Genomic DNA, 16,469 nt, shown 5'->3' with positions numbered 1-16,469 from the left:
GCGAAGAGAACAACCAGCCGACGAAACCCCAGCGCAGACATAGAACGAGGTGCCGGAAAACGATGACCGCTGGTCTGCCTTACAGCTCGCTCAGCTCGGCAGAAATCGCCGCCGAACTCGCAGGTCTGCGATCGCAATACGCCGAATTGGCGGCCAAAGGCCTCTCGCTCGACATCACACGGGGCGTGCCCTCCGCGGCCCAGCTCGATCTTTCCGCCGACCTGTTGACCCTTCCGGCAGGAGAACACCGGGACGCCGACGGGATCGACTGCCGCAACTACGGCGGGCTGCTCGGGCTTCGGGAGCTGCGTGAGATCTTCGCCGAACTGCTGGAAGTCCCTCCGGCGAATCTGATCGCGAACAACAACTCCTCCCTGGAGCTCATGCACACTTTGATCGTGGAGTCGCTGCTGCACACCCCGGTCGACGGCGACGCGCCCTGGGCAAGCGAGCCGAAACGCAAGTTCCTCTGCCCCGCCCCCGGCTACGACCGGCACTTCGCCGTCACCGAAGACCTCGGCTTCGAACTCGTTCCCGTCGCCATGCTGGCCGACGGCCCGGACGTCGGCCAGGTGGCCGAGCTCATCGCGCACGACCGGGCCATCAAGGGGATGTGGCTCGTGCCGACCTACTCGAACCCCACCGGACAGGTCATCAGCGAACAGACGATCCGCGCGCTGCTCGCCCTGCCCGCGGCCGCGCCCGACTTCCGCCTGGTCCTCGACAACGCCTACGCGTTGCACCCGGTCGTCGGCGACCCGCCGACCGGGCGCCCCTTCCTCGCCTGGGCCGAGGAGGCGGGCCACCCCAACCGTCCGCTGATCTTCGCCTCGACTTCCAAGATCACCTTCGCCGGGGCGGGCGTGAGCTTCTTCGCCGCCTCCACAGCGAACCTCGACTGGCATCTCGCCCACGCGGGCAAACGCTCTATCGGCCCCGACAAGCTCAACCAGCTGCGCCATGTGCTCTTTTTCCGCGACGCGGCAGGGGTCCGGGCGCACATGCGGCGGCACAAGGCGCTGCTCGCCCCGAAATTCGCCCTCGCCCTCAAAATCCTCGAAGAACGGCTCGGGGCGTCCAAAGTCGCCTCATGGACCGAACCGCGAGGCGGGTACTTCGTGAGCCTCAACGTGCTGCCCGGCACAGCTCGGGAAGTCGTGCGCCTCGCGAAAGAGGCCGGAGTCGCCCTCACCCCCGCCGGGGCGACGTTCCCGTACCGCGTCGATCCCGAGGACACGAACATCAGAATCGCCCCGTCGCTCCTCCCCGAACCGGATCTGAGCGACGCGATCGAGGCGGCGAGCACCTGCGTCCTGCTCGCCGCGGCACAGAAACTCGCCCAGAAAGACTCCGGGTAGGGCCCGGCTGCCCAGAGCCGCCTGGGGAGACGGCATAGGACAACGCTCTCCGTCTGGAAAAGCGGCCCTGGCGGGCTCGCGTGTTTTTTGAAGCCAGGAGCCCAGGCCGGTGGACCGCATCTTCACCAGGAGCGGCGCCCGCGCGCCTGGGTCCGCTACCCTCGTCAGCCATGACTGAAGCCACAACCCCCGCCGCGGGCGCGAACGTCTGGTGGCGGGCCGTTGCGGCCGCGGCCGCCCTGGCCCTGCTCGCCCTTTGGGCGCAGCACGCGCTCATCCCCTACCAGACGCCGTGGTGGGGACTGCTGCAAAACGGCACCGACCTGGTCGCCTACCAGAACGGCGCGGACATGGGCTGGCACGGCCAAGCGCTCTACGACAAACCGGCGACCTGGGCGGGCCTGGCGCACCAAACCGCGCTCTGGTTCATCTACACGCCGTTCTCGGCTCTGCTGTTCCTCCCGATCAGCTGGGTCCACCCGTTCCTGCTCGCCCAAATCGTCTGGCTCGCCATCTCGGTCGTTGTGCTGGCCCTGGTGCTGCGGCGCGCCGTGGAGGCGGCGGGCCTGCGCGGCGGCGGCGCGCTCGCGGCGCTCAGCGCGCTGCTCGCCGTCGCGGCCGCAGACCTGGAACCGATCCGCGCCACCTTGTGGTACGGCCAGGTGAACATCCTCCTCATGGGCCTTGTCGTGCTCGATCTGGTCCGGCCAGAAGGCGCGAAGCTGCGCGGCTTCGGCGTCGGGCTCGCCGCGGGCATCAAACTCACGCCGCTGATCTTCGTGCCGTACCTGCTCATCACCCGGCAGTGGCGAGCCGCGAAAACCGCTGTGCTGGTGTTCGCCGGGACTGCCGTGGCCGGGTGGCTCGTCTTCCCCGGCGATTCGAGAGTCTTCTGGGGCGCGGGCGGACAGGTCGGGCCGATCCAGGCGTTCACCTCGCATCTGGACAACCAATCCGCGGCCGGGGTGCTCGCCCGGATCTGGGAGCCCTCGCCCGCACCGGGCCTGCTCGTGCATGTCGTCCAGTTGGCGCTGGCCGTGGGCGGTCTGGCCTGCGCGCGCGCAGTGGACCGCTCAGGCGAACGCTTCGTGGCGATACTGCTTGTCGGTTTCACCGGCTGCGCGGTCTCGCCGATCTCCTGGACCCACCACTGGGTGTGGTTCGCGCCCTTTGCCGTCTGGCTCGGGGCAAGGGGCGCCGCGGCGGCCAAGGGGCGGTCCCGGTGGGTGCTGGCCGCGGCGGCGCTCGTGGCGGCGCTCTTCATCTGGACCCAGAGCCACCGCGAACCGCCGGGAGTGCTGCCAGTCATCCATCTCAACGTGGGCATTTGCTACTGGGATCGCTTGCCGGGCTTCATCAGCCCCATCGCCCACTCCTGGTATCTGGTGCTGTGCCTTGTGATCCTGATAGGCGTGCGGCGGCTCCTGCGGTACCCTGCCTTGGATGACCGCCAGAGATGACCGCAGCGTCCCCGGAGGATCGGGCAGGCCAACCCCGTCGGGGCTGATGTGGGCCTCGGTCCTGGTGGGCGCTTTGGCGTTGGCGGGGCAAAGCGCGCTGCTCCCGTTCGACCTGCTGCACCCCGGCTTCATCACGAACAGCCGGGACTTTCTCATCTATTCGGACGGGGCCCGCACCGCGTTGGACGGACTGCCTTTGTACACGACGCCGGTCGGCGAGGACGGCTTCTTCACATACCCGCCGTTCGCGGCGCTGTGCTTCACCCCGTTCACGGTTCTGCCCCCGGCGATCGGCGGGTTCACCTGGTCTGTCCTTTGTTTCCTGTTGCTCGCCCTGGTGATCGGCCGGACCCTGCGCCTGACCGGTTTCCGGTCAGGCGCGAAGCTCTGGGCGACGAGCCTGGGGCTGGCCGCGGCGGCGACCGCGCTCGAACCTGTGCGCACCACGCTCTGGTACGGGCAGATCAACATCCTGCTCATGACGCTGATCTTCCTGGACCTTTCCCGCCCGGAGCCCGAGGACGGCGCGGGACGGGGCTGGCAGCTGCGCGGCGCAGGGGTCGGGCTGGCGGCGGGGATCAAACTCATCCCGCTGATCTTCGTGCCCTATTTGCTGCTCACCCGGCAATGGCGGACGGCGGCGACGGCGCTCGCGACGTTCGCGGGCACCGTGGCGGTCTCATGGATGCTGCTGCCGCGGGACAGCGCCCAATACTGGTTCCACGCCGTTCGCGACACCAGCCACATCGGCGAGCTTTCCCATCCGGCGAACCAGTCGCTCAACGGCTTCCTGGCCAGAGTGTGGCACCCCGGCCACAGCCCAGGGTGGCTCTGGCCAGTCCTGGCGGCGGCAGTGACCGCTCTGGGCCTCCTGCTCGCCCGGTCGGCGCGCGCGGGGGGCGAAAAGACGCTCGCGCTGCTGCTCGTGGGGCTCACATCCTGCGTCGCCTCGCCTTTCACCTGGGGACACCACTGGGTCTGGTTCGCACCGCTCGCGGCGTGGCTCATCGGCCATTCGGCCCATGCGCGCGCGGCGAAGGACACACGGTGGGCCCGTTGGGCCGCCGCAGCCGCGGCGATCGGCGCATGGGCGTTCGCCTGGCCCTGGCACAAGCCCCCCAGCACGCCTGAGGAGCCGCGCGTGGTCCCCGGAATCTTCTACCACGTCCTCGACCCAGGCTCCCCGTGGTACCACCACATCGCCAGCGGCTGGTACGTGTGGGCCTACGCGGCCATCGTGGCGGGCGTCGCGATCTGGCTGCGGGGCACGCGGACGGCGGCGGCCGAAGAGCCCGCATCGCAACCGCGCGCGGCAGGAGCGCGGGCATGAGCGCCCGAACGACGCCGAAAGCCCTGATCTGGATGGCGCTCGGGGCTGCCGCGCTCGCCTTCGCGGTGCAATTGCTGCTGCCGCCCGAAACGGCGATCATCCACGGCTGCGGCGGCGTCGACTACAACGTCTACCGGGCGGCAGCCCAAGTCGTCCTCGGCGGCGAATCCCTCTACGACCGGGCGGTGGCCCATAATCCGGAACTCGGATTCACCTATCCCCCGTTCGCCGTCCTCGTCTTCGTCCCCATGGCAGTGTTCCCCCGGCTCACCGGCGAGACGCTGCACTTGCTCATCTCAGTCCTCGCCCTCGCCCTGGTCATCGCCCGAACCCTGGAATGCGCGCTCGAGAACAAAGGCGGCGTCCGCAGAGACGGCGCGCTGGTCTTCACGAGCATCGCCTTCTCCATCGGCGCCATCAGCCTCGAACCGGTCCAGTCCACGCTGTGGTTCGGGCAGCTCAACATCGTGCTCATGGCTTTGGTCTTCCTCGACCTGTGCCCCAGTCGGTCCCGCCCCGGCGCGCCGGGGCGCTGGCAAGGTTTCGGCGTCGGCCTCGCCGCCGGGCTCAAACTCACCCCGTTGGTCTTCGTCCCCTACCTGCTGCTCACCCGGCAATGGCGCGCGGCGGCGACAGCAGTCGCGACGTTCGCCGGCACTGTCCTGCTGGGCTTCGTCGTCATCCCCCACGACTCGGCGAAATTCTGGACCAGCGTGGGGCAGACCACTCGCGTCGGCCCCCTCGCCTGGCCGTCGAACCAAGCAGTCGAAGGCACGCTCGCCAGGATATGGGCTCCGCATGACGCGCCCAAAGCCCTGTTCTACGCCCTCGCCTTGGTGTTGGGGGGAGCCGGGCTCCTGCTCGGGGCCTACGCGTACCGCCGCTCGGAGCGCGTCCTCGCTGTGATCCTGGTCGGGCTGGTCGCCTGCGTGGTCTCGCCGATCGCCTGGAGCCATCACTGGGTCTGGGTCGCCCCGCTGGCCGTGTGGCTCGTCGCGAAGGCGCTGCCGGACGCAGACGCAACGCCCGGGAACCGTCCCGCGCCCGCCTGGGCGCTCGCGGCGACAGCCCTCTGCCTGTGGGTGTTCGTGTGGCCGAACAACCAGACCTCGCTGAGTTTCAACAAGTCCGCGGAGCCCGCGTCGATTGGCGTGTTCTGGCTGCAGCACGGCCCGATCTGGCTGCGAAACGCGCTCGGGGCCTGGTACCTGTACGCCTATCTCGCGATCCTCTTCTGCAGTTGGCGCCACCTGCGCCAGAAGACCCCGGCGTGACCCGCCGGGGAACGAAGCCGGCGGCAGTCGCCGCCGCGCTGGCGCTCGGAGCCCTGGCCGTGTGGGCGCAGAACCGCCTCATCCCGTTGCACGGGGAATACTGGGGCCTGTTGGAGAACGGCGTGGACCTCGATGTGTACCGGGGCGGGGCGAAGGCAGTGCTCGAATCGCGGCCCTTGTACGGCGCGCCCGTGATGGACGACTTCTGGTTCACCTACCCCCCGTTCGCGGCGGTGGCGTTCCTGCCGCTCAGCGGTATCGCCTTCGAATCGGCGCGGACCGTGTGGCTTGCGCTCTCCTGCGTCGCGCTCGTCCTGGTGGCCTACCGGTGCTTGCGGGCGGGCAACTTCGCCGGCCGTCCCGGCTGCCTCCTCGCGGGCTTCGGCCTCGCCGCCGCCGCGACAGCCCTGGAGCCAGTGCGCTCCACGCTCTGGTACGGGCAGGTGAACCTGGTGCTCCTTGCCGCTGTGCTCCTCGACCTCGCGCGGCCAGCCGGGTCGTTCGGCCGGGGATTCGGCGTCGGCCTCGCCGCCGGGGTCAAACTCACATCGCTCATTTTCTTGCCCTACTTGCTCATCACCCGGCAATGGCGCGCGGCGGGGTGGGCCTGCGGCACGTTCGCGGCGAGCGTCGCCGCTGGATTCGCCGTCGCGCCGTCGGCTTCCCGGCATTACTGGGCCAAAGGCGTCGCCGATGTCAGCAAGATCGCTCCTCGGCCGACCCCGGCGAACCAATCCATCGCCGGGGTCCTGGACCGGCTCTACTCGCCCACCGCGACCCCGTCGTTGGCCGACCCGGTGTCCTACGCGCCGAACTGGGCGTGGTTCTCGCTCGCCGCCGCGCTCGGCGCGCTCGGCCTGGCCCTGGCCTGGCTCGCCCACCGCGCGGGCGACGAACTGCTCGCCGTCGTCATGGCCGGACTCGTCGGCTGCGCCGTTTCCCCGTTCTCGTGGGGCCATCACTGGGTGTGGTTCTTCCCGCTCGCGGCGTGGCTCTTCGCGCGGGCGGCGCGAGAGCGCTCCATGATCGCCGGGGCAGGTTTCCTCTGTCTTGCCGCGTGGGTGTTCATGTGGACTTCCGTCCAACCCGAGCTGCCCAACGCCCCCGTGCTGCCCGGCTACGCCACCGGCGTGTTCATCCAGCCCTCTTCACCCCCGCTCGGAGCAGCCGGCCAGTGCAAGGCGGCCTGGTATCCGATCGCGTTTTTGGTCGTCCTCCTGGTCGGAGGGGCGTCGGCGGCGCTGGGTAAGCTAAGCGGGTGGCGTTGTACCGAAGATACCGGCCGGAACGGCTCGACCAGGTCCTGGGGCAGGAGCACGTCACCAAACCCCTGAGCGTCGCGCTCGAAGCGGGCAGGCTCGGCCACGCGTATTTGTTCTCCGGCCCGAGGGGTTGCGGGAAGACGTCCCTCGCCCGCATCCTCGCCCGTTCGGTGAACTGCGAAAAAGGGCCGACAGCGAATCCTTGCGGGGTCTGCGAATCGTGCCGGGCCCTCGCCGAAGGCGGCCCCGGCTCCATCGACGTCATCGAGTTGGACGCCGCCAGCCATGGCGGCGTGGACGACACGAGGGACCTGCGCGACCGCGCGTTCTACGCTCCGGCCCGCTCCGCCAAGCGCGTGTTCATCATCGACGAGGCGCACATGGTCACCACAGCGGGCTTCAACGCGCTGCTCAAGATCGTCGAAGAGCCTCCCCCGCATCTGATTTTCGTGTTCGCGACCACCGAGCCGGAAAAGGTCCTGCCGACTATCCGCTCGCGCACCCACCACTACCCGTTCCGCCTGCTGCCGCCGAAAACGCTGCGCGAGCTTTTGGCCAATGTGGCGCATGCCGAGCAGGTGGCCGTGGAGCCGGACGTGTATCCGCTCGTCATCCGCGCTTCCGGGGGCTCGCCGAGGGACGCGCTCTCGATCCTCGACCAGCTCATGGCGGGCGCGGAGAACGCGACGGTCACGTACGCGGACGCGGTGGGCCTGCTGGGGGTCACGAACGCCGCGCTCATCGACAGCGCTGTGGCGGCCCTCGCCGCAGGCGACGGCGCGGCCGTGTTCACCGCGGTGGACCAGTGCGTCAGCGCAGGTGGCGACCCCAGACGTTTCGCAGTCGATCTCCTCGACCGGCTCCGGGACCTCATCCTCGTCCAAACGGTCCCCGGCGCGTTGGAGCAGGGGCTCGTCGACGCGCCTGCGGACGCCTGGCCGCAGCGTCACGAGCAGGCGCGCAGCTTCGGCCCAGGCACCCTCGCCAGATGCGCCCAGACGTTGCACACCGGCGTCACCGAGATGCGCGGCGCGACCTCGCCGAGGCTCCTGTTGGAAGTGGTGTTCGCCCGGATGCTTTTGCCGCAGACGGACTCCGACGCGCTCATCGCCAGACTCGAACGGCTCGAACGGGGCTCTCCCCTGCCCGCCGCCGTCGAACCATCCCCGGCGCGGCGGCGCGCGGCAGAGCCGGGCTCCCTGGCCCGTTCTGAGCGAGCTGAGCCAGAGCCTGAAACACCGAAACCAACGCCGCGGGCACAGCCGCCCGCGCAGCGGCAGGAGCCCGAAACAGACCCTTGGCCACCGCGTGCGACATCGGAACCGGCAGGAGAAAAGCCAGACGAACCAGCTCCCGAGAGCGCGGCCGTCCCCGCGCCCGAACCCGTCGATGCGCCCGAACCGGTCAGCGCGCGGGCTGACACGACGGACTCCTTGCACGAGATCTGGGCGAAGGCGCTCGGCCAGATCCGTGAACGGTCGCGAGTCGCATACGCCCTGCTCGAAGGCGTGCCGACTCCGGAGCTTCGCGGCGAGGAACTCGTGATCCGCCAAGCCTCATCCGCTCTCGCCGCGCGGCTGTCCGACCCCAAGGTGCTCGACATGGTGACAACGGCGCTGCAGGAAGGCGCCGGGGTGCATTGGCGGGTGGTCTGCGAACGAGGCGCGGCTGCCAACGCCTCGCCGTCCGAGCGACCCGAGCGGTCGGCCTCATCCGCTCCTGCCGCATCCGCCGCGGAACCGCCGTCCGCGCGGGCGCGCCGCGTGCTCGCGGAGCGGCGGTCGGGGTCGGCGGCGAGGGAGCCGGGGGCCGACCCCGATCCTGCGCCCCGGCGCGAACAAACACCCCCCCAACGCGAACAAGCGCCGTCGCCGGACGAACAAGGAGCGCCCCAGGCCCAACAAGCGCCGTCGCCGGACGAAACGGCGCAGCCCCCCGACGCGCTGGCTTTGCTCACCGCGCAACTCGGAGCCAAACCGATCAAAGGATGAAGCCGATCCGGGACGCGAGCCGCACACCTGCCTGCCATGGGCGGGCGGTAGGATGAAGGCGTTATGACCCAATGGTCCTCCCCCCGGCCTCCCGTGAGCATTGCCGCTGCTCCTGCCGCGTATCTTATTGTCGGCGTGCCGGGCAGCGGCAAGAGCACGGTGAGCCGGGCTCTCGCGCAACGGTACCGGCTCGGCGCGCATATCGAGGTGGACCGTCTCCAAGAGATGGTGGTGTCCGGCGGACGCTGGCCCCGTTTCCGCTGGGACCCGGAGGCCGACCGGCAGACCTACGTCCGCGCCAAGAACGCCGCCGCCCTCGCGCAGAACTTCTATCAGGCCGGGATCGTGCCCGTGATCGACGACGTCGTCGTGTGGCGCAATCATTTGGACTATTACCTCGCCAAGCTCGCGGGCTTGCCGTTGCGGTTCGTCGTGCTCGCCCCGAGCCCGCATATCGCGGCGCACCGCAACGCGACCCGGCGCAAAGTCCTCACCACGGACTGGAACTTCCTCGACCGGACCATGCACGAGCAGTTGCACGGCGTCGGAGCGTGGATCGACAGCTCGGGGATGGACGTGGCCACCACGGTCAACACGGTGCTCGGCGTGCAACAAAACGTCTTTCCGCAAGCGCCGAGCAGCCCCGCCGCGCCGCCCCCCGCAGCCCAGTCGTGGCCGAACCCCGCCTATCCGGGCCAACCGCAACAGCCGCAGACCTGGGCGGGCTGAACGCCCGCTACAGGATCGAGACGGCGACGATCAGGCCGATCCCCAAGTGCGCGCCCGCGATGATGAACGAGTCGAAGTCGAAGTCATCGCGAAGCAAGGTCACATTGGTCTCCACGCCGGTGGCGATCTCCAAGAACCGCACCGCGAAGGTCTGCGCGATGATCCCCACCACGCCGTAGACGATCGTGGTGACGATCCCGGACCAGATGTCGGTGGCCGCGACGCTCCAGATGGCGGTCACCACGATCAGCCCCATGCCGATCAGACCGGCGGCGGTGATGAAGGAGGCGTTCGGCTTTTCCTCCCGGACGAGCTGGCGCAGCTTGCCGACGGTGGTGAGGTCGATCGCGAAGAACCCGAGGACCATGAGCCCGAGGCCGATGATCGCGTAGACCACGATGGCCGCGACGGAGCGCAGCAGATGCTGCCAGTAGACGCTGTGCGCGACGGCGGAATCGAAAGCGAACTGGGCGACGCCCATCGACACTGTGCTCATACGGTCATACTCCTTGTGTTTGAGTGGCAACTGCGTTTGGGCCGACAACAATGCGGTGGACCATGACGGCCTCATGCGTCATTGCGGTCATTCGGCGATCCTATGCGGCACGAACGCGGCGCCGTCGTCGGTGATGAGCCCGGCGGTCTCCCGGATGCCCATTCCCGCCGCGCGGTCCCCGACGATCCACGCGCCAATCACCGGGCGCATCCCGTCGAACACGGGGAGCGGATCGAAGAGCTGGTAGACGTAGCCCTCTTTTCCGTAGACGCCGCCGGTGGAAGTCTCGTGGCCGGGGGCGACGATGGTCATATTCGCCCCTTCTCGCCCGAGTTTGGGCTTCTTGATGTACTCCGTCAGCATGCCGGGGTCGTCGAGGTACGCGGGCAGCAGGTTCGGATGCCCAGGGTTGTTCTCGTAGAGGACCGCCAAGAGCGCCTTGTTGGAGAGCAGCGTCTTCCAAAGCGGCTCGACCCACATCGTCCCCGGCAGTTGCTCGACCGCGTGCTCGCCGAACGGGTCTTCCAGCAACCACTCCCACGGGTACAGTTTGAACACGGCGCGCATCGGGTCTTCGGCCAGGTCGACGAACCGGTTGAGCACGTTGTCCCAGCCGATGTCCTCCACTGCGAGTCCCACGGTGTCGAATCCAGCCTCGGCGGCTGTCTCTTGCATATAGGTGGTGGTGATGTGGTCCTCGCCGACAGTGTCGCCCCTCGCGAACGCGAGATGCAGGACGTTCTGCGGCAACTGGGCCCGCACTTGCCCCCAGCGCTCCACGAGTTTCTCGTGCAGGCTGTTCCACTGGTCGCCGTCCGAGAACACGTCTTTGAACCAGAACCATTGCAAGATCGAGGCTTCGAGCAGCGACGTGGGGGTGTCCGCGTTGTACTCCAAGAGCTTCGCCGGGCCATGTGCGTCGTAGCGAAGGTCGAAACGTCCGTAGACGTGCGGGTCGCGGCGCCGCCATGACTCCGCGATGTGCGGCCAGACCCATTCGGGCAGCCCGAAGTCTTTGTAGCGTTCGGTGAGCACGACGTGCTCCACGGCGTCCAGGCACAGCGAGTGCAGCGCTTCGACATCGGCTTCTAAGGATTCGACCTCGTCGAGGGAGAACTCGTAATACACCGACTCGTCCCAATACGGTCGTTGGGTTCCGTCGGCGTTGCGGGCGGGGACGCCGTAGACCAGGCCCTGGGTCTCGACAGTCTGCTCCCAGCCTGGCCGGGGGGATGTGCGAAGTCTGCGCATGGTCAGCTCGACGAACTCCCTCGGCTGCCGGGGTTGATCCCGCCGCGCTGGACGCCGCTGTTCGACGAGGAGGAGCCGCGCGAGGAGTCCCCGCCGCGCGAGTTGCGGGCCCCGCCCGAGTTGTAGCCGCCCGAGTTGTAGCCGCCGCCGAACCGGCTGCCGGAGTACGGCGACGCGCCGAACCAGCCGGTGCGGTGGAAGATGTAGACTCCGCCGACTCCGCTGCCCGAGTAGCTGCTTGTGCAGTAAGAACTCGGCATCTCCTGGTGCGTGACGTCGTTGTAGCACCGCCGCTCTGGGCTCGCGATGTACACGAGCGCGACGGCTCCGACGATCCCCACGACCGCGACCCCGCCGATGAGCCTGCGCCGCCACTTGCGCTGGTTCTCTTCGTGCAGCTCTTCGATCTCGCGCTGGCGCTGCGCCTCCTGCTCGACTTGGTAGCGGGCTCGGGACTCGGCGAGGGTGGGTTCGCGCGGCGTCGTCACACCAGGCTCTTGGAAGGAGATGCTGCCGGCGCCCGCGGGTTCCGCGGGCAGGTTCGGGGCTTGGGCGGGCTCCTGGAACGGCGGGAGCGGGAACGGGGGCGGCGGGAACGAGGACGCGGCCGGCGTGTGCTCGACGACGTCGTCCGCCACCGGCGCCGCCGCTACAGGACTGTCCTGCGGCGCGGAGAACGGGGGCGCAGGGAACACAGGCGCGCCAAGCTCAGGCGCGGCGGACTCGGACGAGGCGGGCTCAGCTGGCTCCGGCGCGGCAGGGGACGGTTTGGCACCGCCTCGCCCGCCGAGGCCCCGGGTCACCCTCGGCGTGTCCTGCGCGCCACTGGGAGCGGCGCCGCTCGGGGGTCGCGCCGACGGTTCGGCTTCGAATGGAGGCTTCGGATAGCTGGGAGCCTCCTCCTGCTCCTCTGACACGTCCGTCCTTCCTCACAGGCTGCCTGTCGTGGTGTTCACAATATCGACCTCCACCTGAGCCCCTTGCTTCAGGGTGCGCCCAACCGTGCACACCTGGTCCACAGCTTTGGCGACCACGAGGAGCACGCGCTCGCGTTCCTCCTCGGAGAGCGCGGAAAGATCCACCCGCAGCTCCTCGCGCAACACCGGATAGACCTCGCGTTCGCGGTCAGCGTCCCCGCAGACTTCGACCACGGCGGCGTAGTCGTCGCCAAGGCGCCGGGCGAGCGGCGCGTCCGAGGACAACCCCGTGCACGCCGCCAAAGCGATCTTGAGCAGCTCCCCAGGGGTGAACGTCCCGTCCACGCCGTGCGAGCCGATCTGCACCTCGCCCCCTCGGTCGTTGTGCCCGGTGTAACGGCGGGTTCCGACCCTGCGCACATGCAGTCCAGTCATGGCTGTCCTTCCTCTTCGCCAGAAGCACTCTGCCAGACGCGAGGTTCATGCGCCGGTCTCTGCTTGGCCGAAGGCTCAAAGCGGTACCCCATGCCCGCTTCGGTGAGCAAATGGCGGGGGTTCGCGGGATCCGCCTCCAATTTGCGGCGCAGCTGGGCGAGATACACCCGCAAATAATGCGTCTCCGTTTTGTACGACGGCCCCCACACCTCGGAAAGGATCTCTTTTTGCGAAACCAGCTTGCCCTGGTTGCGGACCAAAAGTTCGAGCACGCCCCATTCTGTGGGCGTGAGATGCACTTCCTTGTCGTCCTTGGTGACTTTCTTCGCCACCAGGTCGACCACGAACGAATCGGCGGCCACCACCGGCTCCCCGCCCGGCTGATTGTTCGCGCCCCTGCGCACCGCCGCGCGCAGCCGGGCGAGCAGCTCGTCCATCCCGAACGGCTTGGTGACGTAATCGTCCGCCCCGGCGTCGAGCGCGTCGACCTTTTCACTGGAATCAGTTCGAGCGGAGAGCACGATCACTGGGATTTTCGTCCAACCGCGCAGCCCTGCGAGCACCTCGAACCCGTCCATGTCCGGCAGCCCCAGGTCCAAAAGGACCACCTCGGGGTGGCATTGCGCCGCCGCGCGCAACGCGCCCGCCCCGGTCGAGGCGGTGGTCACGTCGAAACCGCGCGCGGTCAAATTGATCCGGAGCGCGCGGAGGATCTGCGGCTCGTCGTCCACCACCAGTATCTTCGTCATGCCTTCGCTCCTGTCTCAGCGGCGTGCCGTTTGGCCGTGTTGGCGTCGGGCAGCCATATTTGCAACGTCGCACCGCCCCCAGGGGTCTGCGTCACGACCACCTGCCCTCCCATCGACTCCGCGAAGCCTCGGACCACGGAAAGTCCCAACCCTACGCCGACGCTGTTGTCCCGGTCGCCCCGCCCGTCAGGGGCGCTGCTCAGCCGTCCGAACGGCTCGAACGCCCGCTCGCGCTGGTCCGCCCGAATGCCGGGCCCGTGGTCCACGACCGAGATGACCACCTCGCCCTCTTGGCGCTCCGAACGCACGGTCACCTGGGAGTCCGGCGCGTAGCGCAACGCGTTGTCGATGAGGTTCGCCAGAACGCGCTCCAACAGGCCGGGGTCGGCCAGGACGGCGTTCACGTCCGGCTGCACCTGCACTCGCGCGCGGCGCGGCGCGGGCAAGCTCAGGATGGCGCGGTGGGCGACCTCGTCCACATAGACCCGTCGGCGCTGCGGCGCGAGCACCCCTGCGGCCAGACGCGAGGAGTCCAACAAATTGCCGACCAGGGCGGTGAGCTGATCGGCGGACTCCTCGATGGTCGCGAGCAGCTCGCCGACGTCCTCGGGGGAAAACTCCACGTCGTCGCTGCGCAGGCTCGACACCGCCGCTTTCACCGCCGCGAGCGGTGTGCGCAGATCGTGGCTGACCGCGGAGAGCAGCGCGCGGCGCAACTTGTCGGCCTCCGCGAGCCCGTCCGCCAGAGCGGCCTCTTGCGCCAGGTCGGCCTGGCGGACCAGGGCCGCGGCTTGCGCGGCCACCGCTTCGAGGACCCGCCGGTCCCGTCCGGCGAAGGTTTTCGGCCCGTCGAGCAAAAGAACGCACTCCCCGTCGGGCGACTGGACAGCGGCCCGCGCCGAAGCCTCGCTGGTCGGCGCGTCCTCACCGGCGCAGGAGACCACGTCGCCCGACCGCACCAGGCTCACCGCCCGAAGCCCGTAGGTCTCCTTCGCCCGCGCCAGAAGCTCCGAGACGTCCGCGCCGCGCAGCACGGCTCCCGCGAACAGCGTGAGCAGCTCCGCTTCCTGAGCGGCCTGTCTGGCTTGGCGGGCGCGGGAGGACGCGAAGTCGACCAGCGCCGCGACGGCGACGCCGAGCCCGACCATGACAAAGATCGTGACAACCTGTCCGGGGGACTTCACCGCGAAACTGCGCAACGGCGGCGCGAAGAAGTAATTGAGCAAGACCCCCGACACCACTGCCGAGAACGCGGCAGGGGCCACGCCCCCGAGCAAAGAAACGAGCAGCACCACAGCGAAGAACACCGCCGTCGCGCTGGTGAAGTCGACAGCCGGTCCCGCGAGCTCCATCAGCCACGCGGCAGCGGGCGGCGCGAGGACCGCCGCGGACCAGCTCGTCTTGCGCGTGCTGCGCAGACCTGGCCGAAGGGCCCGGCGCCGGCCGGCCTCCTCGTGGGTCACCATGTGGACGTCGATCTTGCCCGACTCGCGCACCACGCGCATGCCGATGCCTTCGTCCAGCAACTGCGCCATGCGGGACCGGCGCGAGGTGCCGATCACGAGCTGCGTCGCGTTCACAGCCCTGGCGAATTCCAGCAGGGTCGTCGGCACGTCGTCGCCGACGACGGTGTGCAACGACGCGCCGACGTTCGCCGAGAACTCGCGCAGACGGCCGAGTTCGGTCTCCGCCGCGCTCGCCAGACCGTCGCCTCGGACCACATGCAGCACCATGAGCTCCGCGCCGGACCTGGAGGCGATCCGCCGCGCGCGGCGGATCAACGTCTGCGACTCCGGCCCGCCGGTGACGGACACGATCACCCGCTCGCGCGTCTCCCAGACATCGGTGATGCGGTGCTCTCGCCGGTATTTCGCGAGCGCGGCATCCACTTGGTCGGCGAGCCACAGCAGCGCCAATTCGCGCAACGCGGTCAGGTTGCCCGCGCGGAAATAGTTGCGCAGGGCCGCGTCCACTTTGTCCGGAGCGTAAATCTCGCCGTGGGACATGCGGGCCCGAAGCGCCTCCGGAGTGATGTCGACCAGCTCGACCTGGGCGGCCGAGCGCGCGAAGACATCGGGGACTGTCTCCTGCTGGGTCGCGCCGGTGATCTGGGCGACCACGTCGTTGAGGCTTTCGAGGTGCTGGACGTTCACCGTGGAGAGCACATCAATTCCCGCTTCCAACAGCACTTGCACGTCCTGCCAGCGTTTCTCGTGCGCGCTGCCGGGGGCGTTGGTGTGCGCGAGCTCGTCGACGAGGGCGAGCTGCGGGGCGCGCTCCAACACGGCGCCGAGGTCCATCTCCTCCAGCGCCGTCCCCCGATACGAAACGCGCGCCGCAGGCACGATTTCCAGCCCGTCGAGCAGCGCGGCGGTCTTCTCCCTCCCATGCGTGGCAACCACGGCCACCACGACGTCTGTGCCTGCTTCCTGGCAGCGGTGCGCCTCGGCGAGCATGGCGTAGGTTTTGCCCACGCCGGGCGCGGCTCCTAAGTAGATCCGCAACTGTCCGCGTTTGGGCGGGGTCGGCTGGAGGTCCGGAGCCGGTTCAGTGCTCATGCTCTCCATGAAAGCACTTGTCAGCCACAGCTCGCAGGGCGCAGGCCGAGCGCCGCGTTGAGCGCGGGCACATGCACCCTCGGCTCGCCGAGAAACCCGAATTGTCTGCCCTGGGTGTGTTCGTCCACCAACGCGCGAATCTCGCGTTCGGGCTTGCCGGTCGCCTTGGCGACTCTCGCGATTTGGATCGCCGCGTACGCCGGGCTGATGTCCGGGTCGAGGCCCGAACCCGAGCCGGTCACCGCGTCGGGCGGCACGTCCTGGGGGGCGACGCCGTCACGACGCGCGATGGCTTCGCGGCGGGCCTCGACCCAGCCTTTCAAGGTGTCGCTGTTCGGCCCCTGGTTGGACGGCAGCCCGGCCGAGGGGCTGCCGGGGGCGAAGGGATCGTTGACAGGGGCGCTCGCTCCCACGACTCGGGCGTGGAAGTACGGGTCAGGAGCGCCGTCGGGGGCCTTCGGGTCCACGCCGAGGATCGCGCTGCCGACGACGCAGCCACGCACCACGAGCGCAGAGCCCTCGGCGGCGTCCGGCGCGACGCGGCTGATTGCCCAGACCGCCAACGGGTAGAGCACGCCCAACAGGAACGTGAGCCCGATGAGCAGGACCAACCCGACGAGAGATTGGCGCAGGAGCCGGAGCAGCAGAGTCATAGCGGC

Annotated in this window: 14 protein-coding genes; 7 read left to right on the top strand and 7 right to left on the bottom strand. The window is 69.0% G+C overall.

The features are described 5' to 3' along the window. Positions 1–62 precede the first annotated feature (62 nt). From SROT_RS04450 to SROT_RS04420, 7 genes are all read left to right on the top strand, one after another. Positions 63–1,358, top strand: a complete 1,296-nt coding sequence (locus SROT_RS04450) for an aspartate aminotransferase type Ic (RefSeq protein WP_013137815.1) — start codon at positions 63–65, stop codon at positions 1,356–1,358. 170 nt (positions 1,359–1,528) lie between these two features. Continuing rightward, a complete protein-coding gene (locus SROT_RS04445) occupies positions 1,529–2,818 on the top strand; it encodes a glycosyltransferase 87 family protein (RefSeq protein ID WP_013137814.1) in 1,290 nt (429 codons plus the stop codon). Further along, positions 2,802–4,148: a glycosyltransferase 87 family protein gene (locus SROT_RS04440; protein ID WP_148223340.1), complete on the top strand. Its 1,347-nt coding sequence runs from the start codon at positions 2,802–2,804 to the stop codon at positions 4,146–4,148. Before SROT_RS04445 ends, SROT_RS04440 begins: the two co-directional genes overlap by 17 nt. Continuing rightward, positions 4,145–5,422 carry a glycosyltransferase 87 family protein gene (locus SROT_RS04435; protein WP_013137812.1) on the top strand — a complete coding sequence of 426 codons (1,278 nt, stop codon included), beginning with the start codon at positions 4,145–4,147 and terminating at the stop codon, positions 5,420–5,422. Before SROT_RS04440 ends, SROT_RS04435 begins: the two co-directional genes overlap by 4 nt. Further along, on the top strand, positions 5,419–6,756 hold the full coding sequence (locus SROT_RS04430) for a glycosyltransferase 87 family protein (protein WP_013137811.1): 1,338 nt from the start codon (positions 5,419–5,421) through the stop codon (positions 6,754–6,756). The genes SROT_RS04435 and SROT_RS04430 overlap by 4 nt, the downstream gene beginning before the upstream one ends. Continuing rightward, positions 6,681–8,675, top strand: a complete 1,995-nt coding sequence (locus SROT_RS04425) for a DNA polymerase III subunit gamma and tau (RefSeq protein ID WP_013137810.1) — start codon at positions 6,681–6,683, stop codon at positions 8,673–8,675. Before SROT_RS04430 ends, SROT_RS04425 begins: the two co-directional genes overlap by 76 nt. Before the next feature lie 63 nt (positions 8,676–8,738). Beyond that, positions 8,739–9,404 (top strand): P-loop nucleotide/nucleoside kinase family protein, encoded by a 666-nt coding sequence (locus tag SROT_RS04420; protein ID WP_013137809.1) that lies wholly within the window; start codon positions 8,739–8,741, stop codon positions 9,402–9,404. 7 nt (positions 9,405–9,411) lie between these two features. Here SROT_RS04420 and SROT_RS04415 read toward each other — a convergent pair whose 3' ends face one another. The 7 genes from SROT_RS04415 to SROT_RS04385 form a co-directional block, all read right to left on the bottom strand. Continuing rightward, positions 9,412–9,900, bottom strand: a complete 489-nt coding sequence (locus tag SROT_RS04415; RefSeq protein WP_013137808.1) for a DUF350 domain-containing protein — start codon at positions 9,898–9,900, stop codon at positions 9,412–9,414. A gap of 87 nt (positions 9,901–9,987) precedes the next feature. Next, positions 9,988–11,151: a glutathionylspermidine synthase family protein gene (locus SROT_RS04410; protein ID WP_013137807.1), complete on the bottom strand. Its 1,164-nt coding sequence runs from the start codon at positions 11,149–11,151 to the stop codon at positions 9,988–9,990. Between the two features lie 2 nt (positions 11,152–11,153). After that, positions 11,154–12,068 carry a hypothetical protein gene (locus SROT_RS04405; RefSeq protein WP_013137806.1) on the bottom strand — a complete coding sequence of 305 codons (915 nt, stop codon included), beginning with the start codon at positions 12,066–12,068 and terminating at the stop codon, positions 11,154–11,156. A 12-nt stretch (positions 12,069–12,080) separates the two neighbouring features. Then, entirely contained in the window at positions 12,081–12,503 is a 423-nt protein-coding gene (locus SROT_RS04400; RefSeq protein ID WP_013137805.1) for an OsmC family protein, read from the bottom strand. After that, positions 12,500–13,252, bottom strand: a complete 753-nt coding sequence (locus SROT_RS04395; protein ID WP_013137804.1) for a response regulator — start codon at positions 13,250–13,252, stop codon at positions 12,500–12,502. The genes SROT_RS04400 and SROT_RS04395 overlap by 4 nt, the downstream gene beginning before the upstream one ends. Beyond that, a complete protein-coding gene (locus tag SROT_RS04390) occupies positions 13,249–15,819 on the bottom strand; it encodes a sensor histidine kinase (RefSeq protein WP_013137803.1) in 2,571 nt (856 codons plus the stop codon). Before SROT_RS04390 ends, SROT_RS04395 begins: the two co-directional genes overlap by 4 nt. 11 nt (positions 15,820–15,830) lie before the next feature. Then, positions 15,831–16,463 carry a potassium-transporting ATPase subunit C gene (locus SROT_RS04385; protein ID WP_013137802.1) on the bottom strand — a complete coding sequence of 211 codons (633 nt, stop codon included), beginning with the start codon at positions 16,461–16,463 and terminating at the stop codon, positions 15,831–15,833. Positions 16,464–16,469 lie beyond the last annotated feature (6 nt).

Origin of the sequence: Segniliparus rotundus DSM 44985 (genome assembly GCF_000092825.1) — a bacterium.
GTDB classification, from domain to species: domain Bacteria; phylum Actinomycetota; class Actinomycetes; order Mycobacteriales; family Mycobacteriaceae; genus Segniliparus; species Segniliparus rotundus.
The sequence above is the reverse complement of the archived record's forward strand: the minus strand, read 5'-3'. Positions and strand labels throughout refer to the sequence as shown.